The 15,817-nt window shown below is 69.7% G+C and carries 14 protein-coding genes and 1 pseudogene; 5 read left to right on the forward strand and 10 right to left on the reverse strand.

The genetic code is table 11. From position 1 onward, the window contains the following. The first annotated feature begins 10 nt into the window (after positions 1-10). Positions 11-880, forward strand: a complete 870-nt coding sequence (locus H8F25_RS05035) for a DMT family transporter (protein ID WP_197212270.1) — start codon at positions 11-13, stop codon at positions 878-880. A gap of 4 nt (positions 881-884) precedes the next feature. Beyond that, entirely contained in the window at positions 885-2,231 is a 1,347-nt protein-coding gene (locus H8F25_RS05040; RefSeq protein ID WP_231597129.1) for a cation:proton antiporter, read from the forward strand. On the opposite strand, the gene H8F25_RS05045 is transcribed toward H8F25_RS05040, so the two are convergent. After that, entirely contained in the window at positions 2,149-2,823 is a 675-nt protein-coding gene (locus H8F25_RS05045; protein WP_370525820.1) for a hypothetical protein, read from the reverse strand. The two genes, H8F25_RS05040 and H8F25_RS05045, sit on opposite strands and share 83 nt — an antisense overlap. Before the next feature lie 22 nt (positions 2,824-2,845). Here H8F25_RS05045 and ruvA point away from each other — a divergent pair, with 22 nt between their 5' ends. The 3 genes and pseudogenes from ruvA to H8F25_RS17585 all read left to right on the forward strand — a co-directional run. Next, positions 2,846-3,499 (forward strand): Holliday junction branch migration protein RuvA, encoded by a 654-nt coding sequence (gene ruvA, locus H8F25_RS05050; protein ID WP_197212271.1) that lies wholly within the window; start codon positions 2,846-2,848, stop codon positions 3,497-3,499. A 100-nt stretch (positions 3,500-3,599) separates the two neighbouring features. After that, positions 3,600-3,869, forward strand: coding sequence for a 30S ribosomal protein S15 (gene rpsO / locus H8F25_RS05055; protein WP_197212272.1), 270 nt, complete (start codon positions 3,600-3,602; stop codon positions 3,867-3,869). Positions 3,870-4,098: 229 nt separating this feature from the next. After that, positions 4,099-4,425: pseudogene (locus H8F25_RS17585) on the forward strand (PAM68 family protein); the annotation flags it as partial. Between the two features lie 86 nt (positions 4,426-4,511). On the opposite strand, the gene H8F25_RS05065 reads toward H8F25_RS17585, so the two are convergent. The 9 genes from H8F25_RS05065 to H8F25_RS05105 all read right to left on the reverse strand — a co-directional run bounded on the left by H8F25_RS05065 (position 4,512) and on the right by H8F25_RS05105 (position 15,769). Then, positions 4,512-8,027 carry a DNA polymerase III subunit alpha gene (locus H8F25_RS05065; RefSeq protein WP_197212274.1) on the reverse strand — a complete coding sequence of 1,172 codons (3,516 nt, stop codon included), beginning with the start codon at positions 8,025-8,027 and terminating at the stop codon, positions 4,512-4,514. A 77-nt stretch (positions 8,028-8,104) separates the two neighbouring features. Continuing rightward, the gene (gene gatA, locus H8F25_RS05070; protein WP_197212275.1) at positions 8,105-9,577 is read right to left on the reverse strand and encodes an Asp-tRNA(Asn)/Glu-tRNA(Gln) amidotransferase subunit GatA; all 1,473 of its coding nucleotides are present in this window, start codon (positions 9,575-9,577) and stop codon (positions 8,105-8,107) included. A 60-nt stretch (positions 9,578-9,637) separates the two neighbouring features. Next, positions 9,638-9,904 carry a DUF1816 domain-containing protein gene (locus tag H8F25_RS05075; protein ID WP_197212276.1) on the reverse strand — a complete coding sequence of 89 codons (267 nt, stop codon included), beginning with the start codon at positions 9,902-9,904 and terminating at the stop codon, positions 9,638-9,640. A gap of 121 nt (positions 9,905-10,025) precedes the next feature. Then, positions 10,026-11,975, reverse strand: coding sequence for a 23S rRNA (guanosine(2251)-2'-O)-methyltransferase RlmB (rlmB, locus tag H8F25_RS17590; protein WP_231597131.1), 1,950 nt, complete (start codon positions 11,973-11,975; stop codon positions 10,026-10,028). Next, positions 11,959-12,369 carry a ribonuclease III domain-containing protein gene (locus tag H8F25_RS05085; protein ID WP_197213463.1) on the reverse strand — a complete coding sequence of 137 codons (411 nt, stop codon included), beginning with the start codon at positions 12,367-12,369 and terminating at the stop codon, positions 11,959-11,961. The genes rlmB and H8F25_RS05085 overlap by 17 nt, the downstream gene beginning before the upstream one ends. 25 nt (positions 12,370-12,394) lie before the next feature. Continuing rightward, the gene (locus tag H8F25_RS05090; RefSeq protein WP_370525821.1) at positions 12,395-12,784 is read right to left on the reverse strand and encodes an STAS domain-containing protein; all 390 of its coding nucleotides are present in this window, start codon (positions 12,782-12,784) and stop codon (positions 12,395-12,397) included. Between the two features lie 263 nt (positions 12,785-13,047). Then, positions 13,048-14,196: a glutamine-hydrolyzing carbamoyl-phosphate synthase small subunit gene (gene carA, locus H8F25_RS05095; protein ID WP_197212278.1), complete on the reverse strand. Its 1,149-nt coding sequence runs from the start codon at positions 14,194-14,196 to the stop codon at positions 13,048-13,050. A 63-nt stretch (positions 14,197-14,259) separates the two neighbouring features. After that, positions 14,260-15,303, reverse strand: a complete 1,044-nt coding sequence (trpD, locus tag H8F25_RS05100) for an anthranilate phosphoribosyltransferase (RefSeq protein ID WP_197212279.1) — start codon at positions 15,301-15,303, stop codon at positions 14,260-14,262. Positions 15,304-15,460: 157 nt separating this feature from the next. Then, positions 15,461-15,769: a DUF3288 family protein gene (locus H8F25_RS05105; RefSeq protein WP_197212280.1), complete on the reverse strand. Its 309-nt coding sequence runs from the start codon at positions 15,767-15,769 to the stop codon at positions 15,461-15,463. Positions 15,770-15,817: the final 48 nt, after the last annotated feature.

Below are 15,817 nucleotides of genomic sequence, written 5' to 3' on the forward strand. Positions count from 1 at the left end.
GGTTGCTCCGATGACGGCGACGGAGCCCCGCCGTGCCGCCCTGGCCCTGCTGGCGGCAGCGCTGAGCTTCAGCCTGATGGCCGTGTGCGTCAAGACTGTCGGTCGCCGCATCCCCGTGGCCGAGGTGGTGCTGGCGCGCTCGCTGGTGAGCCTGGCCCTGTGCGGCGCCATGGTGCGGGCGGCCGGGCTGTCGCCCTGGGGTCAGCGGCGCTGGCTGCTCACCCTGCGGGGCCTGCTCGGCTCGATCGCCCTGGCCTGTGTGTTCGGCGCGCTGACGCTGCTGCCGCTGGCCACCGCCACGGTGCTGCAGTACCTCTATCCCACCCTCTCGGCGCTGGCCGGCTGGCACTGGCTGGGGGAACGGCTGGGCCGCAGGCTGCTGCTGGCGATTCCGCTCGGCTGGCTGGGCGTGCTGCTGGTGTGCGCCCCGCCGGGCGCGGCCCCGTCACCCCTGGGGATCCTGCTCGCCCTGGCTGGAGCCGGCCTGACCGCCCTGGCCTACGTCAGTGTGCGGGAGCTGGGGCGCACCGAACCGGCGCTGGTGATCATGCTCTACTTCCCGCTCACCTCCCTGCCGCTCTGCCTGCCCTTCGTGGCGCTCGATCCGGTGCTGCCGCAGGGGGGGGAATGGCTGTGGCTGCTCGGGGTGGGGTTGTTCACCCAGCTCGGCCAGATGGGGCTGACCTGGGGGCTGGTGCGGCTGCCGGTGGCGCCGGCCACGGCGCTCGGCTACGCCCAGGTGACGTTCGCGGCGCTGTGGGGCTGGCTGTGGTTCGGTGAAGCGCTGGCTCCCGCCACGGCGCTGGGAGCGGGCCTGATCCTGAGCGCGACGCTGCTTAGTCTTCCCGCGGCGAAACCACCGTCGCGCCGCGCGACCTGATGCCTTGCAAGCACCCACTCTGTCGACGGCTCTTCTCAGTCAGCAGGTGTCGCTGCCACTGGTGATGGTGGTGATCGGCGCCATCTTTCTCGGCACCTTGGCGATCAGTCGCTTCTCCTTGCGATTCGGCATCCCCGCCGTGCTGGGCGTGTTGCTGTTCGGCCTGGCGATCAACCCGAAGTTTATCTCCGTGAGTCATAGCTCGATCGAGTGGATTCACACCCTGACACTGGCCATGCTGCTGTTCTATGCAGGGCTGTGCACCGAAATCAATTCGATCCGGGGGTTTCTCAAATATGGGCTGATCCTGGCCTTCGGCGGTGTTCTCGTCTCCACACTGCTGCTCGGCCTGATCGTCTGGAGCACGGCATCGCCCAATGCCGGCGGTATCGCCCTGGGCTTCCATCAGCTGCCGCTGCCCGTGGCGCTGCTCATCGCTGCCTGCCTGGGCTCGACCGATGCCGGGGCAACGCTCTCGGTGCTCGAGGGCGTGGGCTCTGGGATTCCAAGGCGCCTGCGAGCGCTGGTGGAATTCGAGTCTTCGATGAATGACCCCGCCGCGATCCTGTTTCTCGGCATCGTGCTCACCCTCAGTGGTGGCAGCATCAGCCGTGAGCAGGATGTGCCTCTGCTGCTGCTGGGACAGGTCCAGATGTTCGTGCAGAAACTCGGCTCGGGCCTGGTGCTGGGTGTGCTGCTGGGACTGGTGGCCAGTTTCTGCCTGAACCGCCTGGTGCACCGCAAGGAAGAATTGCTGATTCTGGGCATCTCGCTGGGAATGCTGTCCTACGGGATCTCTGAAATGCTCGGAGGCTCAGGCTTGATCAGCGTCTATATCACCGGCCTGTTTCTGTGTAATTTTCACTTCAGTAACAGCCGCATCACGCCCAGCAGCCTGCAGGAAACCCTGCTGCCCTTCAACACCATGACCACGATCACGGTGTTCCTGTTGTTCGGGATCGCCATGGACCCGGTCCTTCTGCTGCCGTCGATCAGTGAGGGGGTGGTGGCCGCCGCGGGGCTGATGCTGATCGCACGCCCCCTGAGTGTGCTGGCGATGCAGGCCTGGTCACCGTTCAACCTGCGGGAGAGCGTGCTGATCTCCTGGTGCGGTCTGCGCGGTGCGGTGCCGCTCTCCCTCAGTTTCGCGGCGGTGGAGGCCATCCCCTCACTGCCGGGTGTTGAGCAGACTCAGGTCGCGTCGCTGCAGACGAACGTCGCCGGCATCGTCTTCACCGTGGTGATGCTCAATCTGTTGCTGCAGGGCCTCAGCCTGCCCCACCTGAGCCGCTGGCTGGGGCTGCAGCCCGACGCGCCTGCCGCTCCCCCGGCAGCGGCAGCGGCTCGGTGATCCACGCCTGGGTCCCATCCGCTTCGACGGCGAGGGGGCGCGCCAGGCGCCAGCTCCGGCCCCGCTCACCCCGCTGCAGATAAAGCTCGAACGGGCTGTCCACCCGGATCGGATCCTCGGCCAGGCGCCAGTCGAAGCGACCCGTCAGGCGCAGGCCCCGGGCCTCCCCGATGGCGATCGGCTGCTGCTCCTCCACCCGCACGCGCGACACCTCCGGCAGCCCGACCGGCTCGAGTCGCAGGGCCTGGGCCACCTGGTCCTGGGTGAGGCGGATCTGCAGGGCCAGGGCATCGAGCACCACCCGCCGTGGCGGCTGGGCGCCGGAACCGCAGCCGCTCAGAAGCAGAGCCACCACGAGCAGCGGAGCCAGCAGGCGCCGCGCCGAGGGAGCGAAGGCGTTGGCGACCAGCAACGCGACCCTCGCAGGCAGCGCCTGCAGCAACACCACCAGCGGCTCCACCCAGGGCAGCGAGAAGGCCCGGCGACGCCACAGGCGCCCCGGCTCAGCAGAGGTCATCAGCTGGAGGGAGCTCAGCCCGGCAGTGGCGGCGCGAGGGCCGCTGGTGGTGGGGGTTGGCAGGGCGGGCAGCATGGGGGCCGGCGCACGGATGTCCATGATCGGCTGGCTGCAGGGACGGGTGGCCGATCCATGGCAGCAGGCGAACCGTTGCGGGTTGCTGCTGCTCTGTCAGGGCGTGGGCTACGAGCTGCTGCTCACCCCCCGCCACTGGCAGCGCCTGCCACCCTCCGGCAGCGAACTGTCGCTGTACGTGCACCTGAGCGTGCGCGAGGACGGCTGGCAGCTCTACGGCTTCCCGGACCGCCCGGAGCGGGATCTGTTCCGCGAGCTGGTGGCGGTCAGCGGCGTGGGCCCCCAGATGGCCCTCGCCCTGCTCGGCTGCCATGACGCGCCCGCCCTGGTGGCGGCGGTGGTGCGGGGCGACCTGCGGGCGCTGGTGCAGGCCCCGGGCGTGGGGCGGCGCACGGCCGAACGCCTGGCGGTGGAGCTGCGCGGCCGCCTGCAGGAGCGCTTCGTCGACCTGCTCGAGGGGCCTCCACCGGGCCTGGAGGAGCTTCCCGACGGAACAGCCATGCCGGCCGCGGAGGGCGCCCGGGAGGTGGAGAACACCCTGAGTGCGCTCGGCTATGAGGGGCTCGAGATTCACCGCGCCCTCCGGGCGGTGGCCGCCGAGGGCCTGGCGGTAGGCGAGGACACCGACGGCTGGATCCGGGAATGCCTGCGCTGGCTGTCGCGCACGGCCGCCTGAATCGGAGCCCCGCTGAGCGGCGACAGCAGGAGGGGGGCGGGCGAAGCGTTAGTCTGCTCGTTTGCTCGGAACGGGCTCAGCCCTGCCTTTTCACCACCCCATGCCGCTCACCACCACCCGCAAGCAGGAACTGATCAACGAGCATCAGACCCACGGCACCGACACCGGCTCGGTGGAGGTTCAGGTGGCGATGCTGAGCGAGCGCATCAACCAGCTCAGCGGTCACCTGCAGAAGAACATCCACGACTTCTCCTCCCGCCAGGGCCTGCTGAAGATGATCGGCCGCCGCAAGCGCCTGCTCAGCTACCTGCGCAACATCAGCGAGGAGCGCTACGCCGCCCTGATCGCCCGCCTCGGCATCCGCGGCTGATCGCCCGGCCCTGATCACCATGGCCCGCAAACGCAACGCGAAAGGTTCGGCCCCCCGCCGGAAGGATGACGCTGCGGGCCCCGCAGCGGCCAAGGCCCCAGCGGGCACGGCGGGCAGGACGCCCTCTCTTCCTGGAGGAACCACGGGTCGGGGTCTCGGCTCAGCCCGGCCGGCCTCCAGAACGTCAACGGCGGGCCTCTCCTCCGGCAGGCGAACCAATCCGAAGGTGATTCCCGACGCCGTGGCCAACCGCATGGCCCGTCGGATCGCCATCGCCACCGGCATCCCCACCCTGATGGGGATGGGGGTGTTCATCGGCAGTTACCTGCTCGTCAGCCGCGGCATCCTCGACATCCCGCCCAGCACCACGCTGCTGGCCTCGGGAGCCTGCTTCCTGCTCGGGCTGGTGGGCCTCAGCTACGGCGTGCTCTCCTCCAGCTGGGAGGATGCCCCCGGCACCCTGCTGGGGCGCGAACAGATCGGCGTCAACATCAGCAGGCTGCGCGATTCGATCCGGGCGATGCGCCAGGGCAGCGCCGGCGGCAGCCAGGGCTGAGCCCCTCCCCATCCCGCTGGTCGGGGAGCCGGGCTCCAGTACTGGCACAGCCCTGGCTCCATGCCCGCAACTGAGCCCTTCCGCACTCAGGCAGCCCCGAGCGGCGAGCGCAGCCGCGCCCGGAAGCGGGCCGAGGTGAGCGTCTCCAGAGCCGCGGAAGCATCCGCCACGCAGAACTGGCTCCCCAGCCGCACCCAGCGGCAGTCGCCGGCGGCGGCGACACGGGCAATCACCGGCACCCGCACGCCGGCCTCCTCCTGACCCGGACGGTGGCGGGTCAGGCATTCGCGCAGGCGGTGCTGCACGGCGATGTCGCCGGCCTCGGCCGGATCGAGTTCCACCTGCAGCAACTGCAGATCCTCGATGCTGCGGCAGTCATCGAGGATCAGCTGCACCCGCTCGTCGCGGCGATCCACCGAGGCCCATACCAGCAGGCGCGCATCCACCATCAGGTGGTCGGCCAGGCGTGCGTAGCTCTTGGGGAAGACCACCGCCTCGCAGCTGCCGGTGAGATCCTCGAGCTGGAGCACGGCCATGCGATCGCCCTTGCGGGTGGTCACCTGGCGGCATTCCGACACCATCGCCACGCAGCTGATGCGGCTCTTGTCGGCCAGCTCCTCGAGGCTGCCCAGACCCACCGGTGCCAGCAGGCGCACCTGCGACGACAACTGCCGCAGGGGGTGATCGGAGATGAAGAAACCGAGCAGCTCCTTCTCCAGCTTCAGCTTCTCCGTGGGCGCATAGTCGCTCACCGGCGCCGCCTTCGGCTTCGGGAGGGCGGCGGCGGCCGCACCATCCGCAGGAGTGGCCAGCAGATCGAAGAGATTGCCCTGGCCGCTGGCGCGATCCTTGGCGCGGCTGGAGGCCCACTCCAGCACCAGATCGAGATCGGCCATCAGCTGGGCGCGGTTACCGCCCGGCTCCAGACCATCGAGGGCACCGCAGTGGATCAGCGATTCCAGGGCGCGGCGGTTGAGCGCCTGGCCGGGAAGACGATCGCAGAGATCAGCCAGATCCTGGAAGGGGCCGTCGGCCTGGCGCTGCTCGATCAGGGCGCGGATGGCACCGTCACCGAGATTGCGCACGGCCGACAATCCGAACAGGATGCGATCACCCACCGGGGTGAAATCGATGCCGGAGGCATTCACATCGGGGGGCAGCACCTCGATGCCCATCGCCTGGCAGTTGGCGATGTAGCGCTGCACCCGGTCGCTCTGGCCGGCGTTGACCGTCAGCAGGGCCGCCATGTAGGCCACTGGATAGTGGGCCTTGAGATAGGCCGTCTGATACGTGACGGCGCCATAGGCGGTGGAGTGGCTCTTGTTGAAGCAGTATTCAGCGAACAGCACCATCTGCTCGAACAGGGCCTCGGCAATCTTCGGATCGACGCCGCGTTCGCTGGCGCCCTTGACGAAGATGCTCTGGTGTGTTTCCATCTCGCTCTTCTTCTTCTTGCCCATCGCCCGCCGCAGCAGGTCGGCCTCACCCAGGGAATAGCCGGCCAGATCCTGGGCGATCTTCATGATCTGCTCCTGGTAGACCATGATGCCGTAGGTCTCCTGGAGGATCGGCTCCAGCTTTTCATGGGCCACATCGATGGCCTCACGGCCATGCTTGCGGTTGATGAACTTGGGGATCAGTCCTGCATCGAGAGGTCCGGGTCGATAGAGAGCCAGGATCGATGAGATGTCCTCCAGTGAGGAGGGCTTGAGATCGCGCACGATCTGGCGCATGCCGCTCGATTCGAGCTGGAAGATGCCCTCGAGATCACCGCGGGCAAGCAGCGCGAAGGTGCCGGGATCGGCCTCAGGAAGGCCATCGGGGTCGACCGTTTCACCGGTGCTCCTGGCGATCAGATCGATCGTCTTGTCGATCATCGTCAGGTTCTTGAGGCCGAGGAAGTCCATCTTCAGGAGGCCCATCGACTCCACGTCCTCCATGAAGTATTGGGTGATCACCTGGCCGTCGTTGTTGCGCTGCAAGGGCACCAGCTCATCGAGCGGATCGGCGGCGATCACCACACCAGCGGCATGCACGCCGAAGGTCTTGTTGGTGCCCTCGATCCGCATCGCCAGATCCACCCAGTGCTTCACCCTGGGATCACCCTCATACTTCTCGCGGAATTCGGGATTGGGCGATTCCGGCCCGATCATCTCCTTGAGCTTGGCGGGCTTGCCTCGCACCACCGGGATCAGCTTGGCCAGCCGGTCGGCCTCGCCGTAGGGAATATCGAGCACCCGCGCCACATCCTTGAGCACCGCCTTGGAGGTCATGCGGTTGAAGGTGATGATCTGGGCCACCTTGTCCTCGCCGTAGCGCTCGGTGACATAGGCGATCACCTCGGAGCGGCGCTCGATGCAGAAGTCGGTGTCAATATCCGGCATCGACTTGCGCTCCGGGTTGAGGAAGCGCTCGAACAGCAGGCCGTGCTTGACCGGATCGATGTTGGTGATGCCCAGGGCATAGGCCACCAGCGAGCCTGCCGCCGAGCCCCGTCCGGGCCCCACCGGAATGCCGTGCTCACGGGCGAAACGGATGTAGTCCCACACCACCAGGAAGTAGGTGGGGAAGCCCATCTGCTCCATCACCTGCAGCTCGAAGCGCAGACGCTCGTCGTAGTGCGCCGGGATCTGGGAGGCTTCGGTGAGATGGAGGCGACGGCAGAGGCCCTGCTGGCTCACCTCGGTGAGGTAGGTGACGGCCGTGTGTCCCTCGGGGATCGGGAAGCGAGGCATCTGGTAGCGCCCCAGGATGTCGTAATCCTCCACCTTGTCGGCCACCTTGACGGTGTTGGCGATGGCGGCTTCGATCACCTCCGGCTCAAGATGGTCGGCGAACAGCCGGCCCATCTCCTCCGGGCTCTTGATGTATTCGGTGCCTGTGTAGCGCAGCCGCTTCTCGTCGGTGATCAGCTTGCCGGTGAGCACGCAGAGCAACGCATCGTGGGCCTCCACATCGCCGCTGCTGAGGTAGTGGGCGTCGTTGGTGGCGATCAGCTCGATGCCCAGCTCGGCGCCGATGCGGGCGATCTCGGTGTTGACGATGCGGTCCTCGAGGCCGCCATGATCCTGGATCTCGAGATAGAAATCCTCACCGAACACCTCCTGATACCAGCGGGCCACGTCGCGGGCCACATCGGGGCGACCGCGCAGGATCGCCTGCGGAATCTCACCCCCCAGGCAGGCGGTGGCGACGATCAGCCCCTCGCTGTATTGCTTCAGCAGCTGCTTGTCGATGCAGGCACGCGCAAAGATGCCGCGGCCGCGCATGCCGCGCAGGTGGCTGATGCTGGTGAGCTTCACCAGATTGCGATAGCCGGTGGCGTTCTTGGCCAGCACCACCAGGTGATAGCGGCGTTCCTTCTTCGGCTGCGGATCCTCGATCGAGCCGTTGATGACGTACATCTCATTGCCGATGATCGGCTTGATGCCCGCCTTCGTGCACAGCTTCAGCAGCTCGATGGCGCCGTACATGACGCCATGGTCGGTGAGGGCCAGGGCCGGCATGCCCAGCTCCTTGGCCCGCTCCACCATCGCCGGCAGCTGGCTGGCCCCGTCCAGGAGGCTGTAGTCGCTGTGGTTGTGGAGCGGTACGAAGGCCAAGGGGCGCCAGCCGGGGCCTCCAGGTTAGGAGCGCAGCGCCCAAGATTCAGCGTGCCGCGGCCGCCCGACGGCCTGGATCACACCAGATCTGGTGCCACCAGCGCCGCCTCCGGACGCTGGGCCATCACCTGCGCCGCCTGCTCGTACTGATGGGCCACCTGCAGCAGCCGCTCCTCCTGGAGCACGCCGGTGATCAGCTGCAGGCCGATCGGCAACCCCTGGTCATCGAAGCCGCAGGGGACGCTGATCGCCGGCAGGCCGGCCATGTTGGCCGGAATCGTCAGCAGGTCAGCCAGATACATCGCCAGCGGATCCTCGCTGTGGGCGCCGAAGCCGAAGGCGGTGGTGGGCGAGGTGGGGGTGAGCAGCACGTCCACCGTCTCGAAGGCGCGGTCGAAGTCGCGGCGGATCAGGGTCCGCACCTGCTGCGCCTTTCGGTAGTACGCGTCGACGTAGCCGGCAGAGAGGGCGTAGGTGCCGATGAGGATGCGGCGCTGCACCTCCTCACCGAAGCCCTCGGCGCGGCTGCGGGCGGTCATCTCCGCCAGGCTGGCGGCGTCGCCTGCCCGGTAGCCGTACTTGACGCCGTCGTAACGGGCCAGGTTGGCGGACGCCTCCGACGGGGCGATCACGTAGTAGGTGGCGATGCCGTCGTTGAAGCGGGGGCAGCTCACCTCCACCAGCTCACAGCCGAGGGCCTCCAGCCGGGCGGCGGCGGCCAGCACCGAGGCCTTCACCTGCGGGTCCAGGCCTTCGGCCTCGAAGCACTCGCGCACGATGCCGACCTTCAGGCCCGCCACCGGCTGGCTGAGGGCGGCGCGATAGTCGGGCACCGGTGCCCTGAGGCAGGTGGAATCACGCGGATCAGCGCCGGCGATCACCTGCAGCAGCTCGGCCGCGTCGGCGACGCTGGTGCTGAACGGTCCCACCTGATCGAGCGAGCTGGCGAAGGCCACCAGGCCGTAGCGGCTGACGCGGCCATAGGTGGGCTTGAGGCCCACCACACCGCAGAAGGCGGCGGGCTGACGGATCGATCCGCCGGTATCGGAGCCGAGCGAGGCGACGCACTCCCCGGCGGCGACGGCGGCAGCGCTGCCACCGGAGCTGCCACCGGGCACCTTGTCGGGATTCCAGGGATTGCGGCTGGGGCCGAAGGCCGAGGTCTCGGTGGAGCTGCCCATGGCGAACTCATCGAGGTTGGTCTTGCCCAGCAGCACGGCACCGGCCTGCCACAGCCGGTCGGTGACCGTCGATTCGTAGGGCGGCACGAAGTGCTCCAGCATGCGGCTGGAGCAGGTGGTGGCGATCCCTTTGGTGCAGAGGTTGTCCTTGATCGCCAGCGGGATGCCCGCCAGGGGCGGCAGCGCCTCGCCGGCGGCTCGTGCGTCGTCGATGCGGGCAGCATCCGCGAGGGCGCGCTCAGCGGTGACGGCCAGGAAGGCGTGCACCTGGGGGTCAACCGCCGAGACCCGCGCGAGGTGGAGCTCGGTGAGCTCGCGGGCCGAAACCTCACCGCGGCTCAGCTGTTCCCGCCATTGGGCGATCCCCATCCACCTGCACACCAGCTGGCAGGGACGCTATCAGCCGGACTTCGCCGGACGGCATGGGGTTCAGGCCGGCGGAACGGCACCGTCGGCGCCGGGAATCTCGGTGAGAGGCTCACCCCGGCTGGTGCGCACGAGGCTGTAGTCGAGCGAGGCCGGCGACTCGGCGCGCAGATCGTCGAGGAAGCCCGGCAGGGCCGCCTCCAGGGTGCTGCGGCGCACGAACGGACCGAACCAGTAGGTGGCGTCCGGGGACCGGGTTTCCACCCGCGCCCACCAGGCGAGGCCCAGCCCATTGGCAAGGTTGCGCATGGGCCAGAGCAGCGGATTCATGGGGGCGTCAGCTCATCGGTTCCATTCTGACCAGTCCATCGGCACCGGTCAGGCGTGTGCGTTGGGGCAATGGCAGCTCCGTCCGCCAGGCGGATGGCCGGCGGACGGATCCGGCAGCCATTCAGAGGCGGATGTCGCCCTGGAAGCTCATCCCGGCGTCACCGGAAGACTCCAGCCTGACCACGGTCTCCGGGCCTCGGGCAAGCTGCGCCTCCCCGGCGCCGGGCGGCGTCACCACCGGCGCCGCGGTCAGATCCGCCACGCCGGGTGACGGGAGGGAAAGGCCGGGGTGCGCCTCTGCCAGGTCGGCGTCGGGGGCGCCGCTGGCAGCAGCCTCGTCGTGGCCGGCTCGCTCCACCGGCGCCGCAGACGCCTGCTGGGCCGATGGGGCGAGCTCCTGGCGCTCAGGCAGCAGCGGGTCAGCGGCGATGGCCGCATGCCAGACCGGCGCCTCGTCGCCAACCTCCTCGCCGGCGTCCTCGGCGGCAGACTCCGTCAGCCCCTCCTGGGCAACCTGCCCGGGTGCGAAGGCCTGCGGAGCGGAGACAGGCTCCAGCAGCTCAGCTCCGGCTGCAGCCGCCTCCGCAGCGACGTCCACCACCTCTGCCGCTGGGGCGGGATCCACGGCGGCAGGATCCGACTCGGCGGCCGGTGCGGGCGCGGGCAGGGAGGGACGCACCAGGCGCGGCGCCGGGCTGTTGCCGCGCAGGCCCTGCATCCAGCCGCGGCGGGCGATCTCGTAGAGCAGCAGCGCCGTCGCCACCGAGGCGTTGAGGCTGGGGGTGGTGCCGCGCAGAGGGATGCGCACCAGCTGGTCGCAGTGCTTGCGGGTCAGAAGCGACAGGCCGTCACCCTCCGAGCCGGTGACCACCACCAGCGGTCCGTCCAGGTCGGCCTCCTCAAGGGTGACACTGCCCTCGGAGGCCAGGCCGATCACCCGATAGCCCTCGTCCTTGAGGGCCTCCAGTGAGCGGTTGAGGTTGACGACCCGCGCCACCGGCAGGTGCTCCAGCGCCCCGGCGGCCACCTTCGCCACCGAACCGGTCAGGCCGGCGTTACGGCGCTGCGGCAGCACCAGGCCATGGGCCCCGAGGGCCTCGGCACTGCGCACGATCGCACCCAGGTTCTGGGGATCGGTCAGACCATCGACGGCGATGAGGAGCGGCGCTTCACCGGTGGAACGGCAGCCATCGATCAGGCTCGGCAGATCAAGGGTCTCGGCCGCCGCGGGCTGCAGCACGATGCCCTGATGCACCGCGCCGCCGCTGATCTGGCCGAGCCGCGCCCAGGTGACCTCCTCCACCAGGACCCCGCCCGCCTTGGCTTCGCGCAGCAGCTGCAGGAAACGCGGGCTGAAGCGCATCTCCGGCGTGCACCAGATGCGATGGATCGGACGGCCGCTCTCCAGGGCCGCCTGTGAGGAGTGCCGCCCCCAGATCAGATCGCTGGGGGCGGCCCCGGCGAAGTGGTCACCCTCCGGCGCCTCGCTGGCCCGGCCTGCGCCGCCGACCGGGCCGCGGCGCTCCAGGCCAACGAGCTCAGCGGGAGGACGGGGACGGGCCCCACGGGGCAGGAAACGGGATCCCCCGGGGGCCTCAGGCGTCCGCGGCCCTGAGGGGCGAGCACCCGCAGGACGGGGCCCGGAGAACGAACGGGCGGGACGACCCGCCTCTGGTCGACGGTCGAAGCGGGCAGCGCCCCGCTCGGGGCGTCGCTGCTCAGGACGCCGCTCCCAGCGGCGCTCCTCGGTCCGTCCGAACTCCGGACGCTCAGGGCGGCGCTCTCCGAAGCGGGGGGCATCCCCACGGCGCGGTGCGGCGCTGTCGCCATCGCGGCCGCGCGGTGTCCACTCCCCCATGGGCCGGCCGGCATCGCGGCTGGGACGGGCGCGATCGGAACCGGATCCCTCCGGTGCGGAGCCCCAGCCGGGGCGGCGGTTGCCGGGTGCGCGGGTGGGTGCGCCGGGGCGGCCGGAGCCACGACTGGGCGGGCGGCCGGAAGGGCCTCCACCGGGGCGGCGCGCCCCCCGATCCGGGCGGGAATCGGGACGGCGATCAGGACGGGGACTCATGGGCGAACAGACAGGGGGTGGACGCGGTCTCCTCGAGGTGATCCAGCAGCTCGGCCAGCCGCCCTGGATTGCGCAGAAAGAGCCATCCCAGCATCGTCTCAAATCCCGTGGCCTGCCCATAGGTCGCCGGGTCGCCCCGTCGCGGCCCTGGACCGGCCCGGTTGCGGCCCCGGCGCACCTGGTCGCGCTCCTCCGGGCGCAGCAGCGGCTCCAGGCGCAGCAGGGCCCGGGCCTGGGCTTCGGCCTTCACCTCCGCCACCACAGCGCGGTGCAGATCGGCGCTCCGGCCGGGACTTGCGCAATGGCGCAGACGCTGGTGCAGCTCCCAGACCGCATCCCCCAGCCAGGCCAGCTGCAGGGCGCCGAGATCGGCATCGGCCTGCGGCGGGGCCAGGCCCTGGAGCCAGCGGGAGGGTGCGTCAGGCCGCGGAGAGGCGGCCAAGGGCGGTGTCGAGATCGGGCTGCAGATGCAGGAACTCCTCCAGTCGCACCAGTTTCACCGTCTGCACCACGCGGGCGTTGCCGACGACGAGAAAGTTGTGGCCGCTCTGCTGGAACTGCTTGGCGAGCTGCACGAGAGCGCCGAGACCGGAGGAATCGAGGAAGTCGATGCGGCTCAGGTCGAGCACCACAGGCCTGGAGACTTCCCCGAGATGGCCGCTCACGAACTCGATGAACTGCTTGTCCGAGTAGGCGTCGAGTTGGCCTGTGAAGCTGAACAGCAGGCATTGCGGCTGCTGCTCATAGCCACCGCGGAGGGAAACGGTCAGTCGCTGCAGGTCGGAGATGGCTCCAGCCCCCTTGAGCACGGTCGGGCTGAAGTGTAGGGACCGCGGCGGGGAATGACCGTTCTGAAGCAAAACGCACAGACGCATGCAGGCAAGCCGGCCGGTGGCAGACACATCGGTGCTCGCCAGCAGCCGGCCGATCCAGCAGGCGGGGGCGGATCAGGCCTGATGCAGCCTGAACGCCGGGGGCAGACCGGCGCGATGGGCAGACGCGGCAGGGACGGGACAACGCACCCGGATGCCAGACCTCAGGAGGGGCCAGACAGGACCGTCGAGGGCCGCGCTCAGCGGCGCTCCTCCATCAGGGCGGCGAAGCGGCCGAAGTGGTGGTCGGCATCGTGAGGGCCGGGGCTCGCCTCCGGGTGGTACTGCACACCGAACACCGGCTGATCGACCATCGCGAGGGCGGCGACGGTGCGGTCGTTGAGGTTCTCGTGCGTCACCCGCACCCGCTCGGCCGGCAGCGAGGCCGCGTCGATGGCGAAGCCATGGTTCTGGCTGGTGATCTCCACCATCCCGGGGGCGCCGCAGGGGTGGTTGAGGCCGCGGTGGCCATAGCCGAGCTTGAAGGTGGTGCCGCCCAGGGCCAGGCCGAGGATCTGATGCCCCAGGCAGATGCCGAACAGGGGCAGGTCGCGCTGCTCGAGAAGGCCGCGCGCCAGGGCGATGCCACTGCTGACCGCGGCGGGGTCGCCGGGCCCGTTGGAGAGGAACACGCCCTCGGGCTGGAGAGAGAGCACCTGCTCCAGGGTGGCGTCGGCGGGCAGCACCGTGACCTCACAGCCGTGGGCCACCAACCGCTCCAGGATCGCCCGCTTGATGCCGAAGTCGATCGCCACGACCCGGTAGGGCCGCTCCGGGTGGCGGACCGGACGGGCATCAAAGGAAGCAGGGCACAGCTGATCCCAGCGGTAGGGCTCGCGGGTGCTGACGGTCTCCGCCAGGTTGAGACCGCTCATCGAAGGCGCTGAGCGGACCTGTTCCAGCAGCTGAAGCGGCGGCGTGCCATCGCTGGAGAGGATGCCGTTGATCGCCCCTCCCTCGCGCAGATGGCGCACCAGGGCGCGGGTGTCGACACCGGCGATGCCGACCACGCCATGACGCTGCAGCCAGGTGTCGAGCTCCTCCTCGCTGCGCCAGTTGCTGGCCCGGGGAGCCAGCTGACGGGCGATCACGCCCCGCACATGCGGGCGGTCCGCCTCCTGGTCCTGGCCATTGACGCCGGTGTTGCCGAGCTCCGGATAGGTGAAGGTGACCAGTTGCCCCGAATAACTGGGGTCGGTCATCACTTCCTGATAGCCGGTCATGCCGGTGTTGAACACCACCTCTCCGACCACCGTGCCCCGCGCGCCGAAGGCCTGGCCGCGCAGCACGGTGCCATCGGCGAGCACGAGCAGGGCCGGAACGGCGTCAGCGGTGGAAGGGGTGGACAAGGCCGGCGGTTGGAACGGGGAACACGGCGGACCGGCCCTGAGGGGCGGACAGCCGTCTGACGATCATCCCCCAGCAGGCTCCGCCAGCGCTTCGCGCAGGGCCAGCAGTCGCTGCCAGGGATCGCCGGCCGCCAGGCTGGCCCTGGCTTGCTCCAACCCCTCGGCGATCGTGTCGCTGCGGCCGGCGACCCAGAGCACCAGGGCGGCGTTGAGCGCCACCACATCGGTGTGGGCCTCGGCGGCCTGGCCCTGAAGCACCTGCTCGAGGATGCGGCGGTTCTCCTCGAGATCACCGCCGGCGATGGCGGAGAGCGGCGCCAGCGCCAGCCCGAGGCCGGCCGGATCCAGGCGGTCGCTGCGGATCTCCCCGTTCTCCAGCAGACGCAGCTCGCTGGGGCCGCTGAGGGTGGCCTCGTCAAGGCCACCATGACCATGCACCACGATCGCCCGTCCCTGGCCCAGTCGCCGCAGCGCCTCCGCCATCGGATCGAGCAGATCCGGCCGTGCCACACCCAGCACATGGGCATCGGGACGCAGCGGATTCACCAGCGGTCCGAGCAGGTTGAAGACGGTGCGGATGCCCAGGGCCCGTCGCAGCGGCACAAGCCCCACCAGGGCCGGATGCCAGCCGGGGGCGAACAGAAAGGTGACGCCGGTGCGTTCCACCGCGGCGATCACCCGTTCCTGGGGGGCGCCCAGCGGCAGGCCGAGGGCCTCGAGAACGTCGGCCGAGCCGACGCGGCCACTGGCGCTGCGGTTGCCGTGCTTGGCCACATGGGCACCGCAGGCGGCGGCCGTGAAGGCCACGGCGGTGGAGATGTTGAAGCTGTCAAAGCCGGCACCGCCGGTGCCGCAGGTGTCGATCAGAGGGAGCTCCGGCCGCGGGGCCGGCAGGTCGCAGTGCTGGCGCAGCACCGCCGCCATCGCCGCCAGCTCTTCGCCGCTGAGGCCCTTGCAGCGCAGGGCGGTGAGCAGGGCGCCGGTGACGACCGGGTCGATCTCCTGAGCGATCCAGCCGCGCATCAGGGCATCGGCCTCCTCCCCGCTGAGATCCTGGCCGGCGATCAGCCGCTCGAGCTGGGCGGCGCGGGAGGAACGGTCGCTCATGGCGGAGGTCGGAGGGGGGACTGTCGGGGGACGGACAGAAAAAAGCCCGGGTGCAGGGCACACCGGGCCGGGTGATGGGGACTCTTCCACTATCACCCGAAGCGAGCCGATCTGGCGACTGCATCCAGGCGGGGGTGGCAGCGGCGCAACCGGCCGCTCAGGCGCCCTCGGCGGCGGCGGTGTCGAAGCCGGAGCCCACCGCTTCAGCCATGGGAGCGGCACCGGGGCGGAAGCCGGCCGCCCAGATGGCACGCGTGCGTTGATTCAACTGATCGCGATCGAGACCCCAGAGCCGGAGCAGACGCTCCAGGTCGTCGCGCAGATCGCTCGCCCCGGGGAAGCCGTCGTAGCGGCTGAACAACCGGGCCAGGTCGACCAGATGCTCATCGGCGGGCGGATCAGCCGCCAGCAGCCGGTCGATCACGATGCGGTCAGCCGCATGGAGAGGGTGGTTCTGCTCCTCCATCAGAGGGCGTCGATCGCAGGCGCTGCGTAGGTTAAGGGCCCCCGTCGC

Source organism: Synechococcus sp. CBW1004 (assembly GCF_015840715.1).
Classification (GTDB): domain Bacteria; phylum Cyanobacteriota; class Cyanobacteriia; order PCC-6307; family Cyanobiaceae; genus Cyanobium.

Coding starts and splice junctions, on each gene's coding strand:
- H8F25_RS05035 (WP_197212270.1), top strand. CDS start 11: ATGACGGCGACGGAGCCCCGCCGTGCCGCCCTGGCCCTGCTGGCGGCA.
- H8F25_RS05045 (WP_370525820.1), bottom strand. CDS start 2,823: ATGCTGCCCGCCCTGCCAACCCCCACCACCAGCGGCCCTCGCGCCGCC.
- ruvA (WP_197212271.1), top strand. CDS start 2,846: ATGATCGGCTGGCTGCAGGGACGGGTGGCCGATCCATGGCAGCAGGCG.
- rpsO (WP_197212272.1), top strand. CDS start 3,600: ATGCCGCTCACCACCACCCGCAAGCAGGAACTGATCAACGAGCATCAG.
- gatA (WP_197212275.1), bottom strand. CDS start 9,577: ATGGGGATCGCCCAATGGCGGGAACAGCTGAGCCGCGGTGAGGTTTCG.
- H8F25_RS05075 (WP_197212276.1), bottom strand. CDS start 9,904: ATGAATCCGCTGCTCTGGCCCATGCGCAACCTTGCCAATGGGCTGGGC.
- rlmB (WP_231597131.1), bottom strand. CDS start 11,975: ATGAGTCCCCGTCCTGATCGCCGTCCCGATTCCCGCCCGGATCGGGGG.
- trpD (WP_197212279.1), bottom strand. CDS start 15,303: ATGAGCGACCGTTCCTCCCGCGCCGCCCAGCTCGAGCGGCTGATCGCC.
- H8F25_RS05105 (WP_197212280.1), bottom strand. CDS start 15,769: ATGGAGGAGCAGAACCACCCTCTCCATGCGGCTGACCGCATCGTGATC.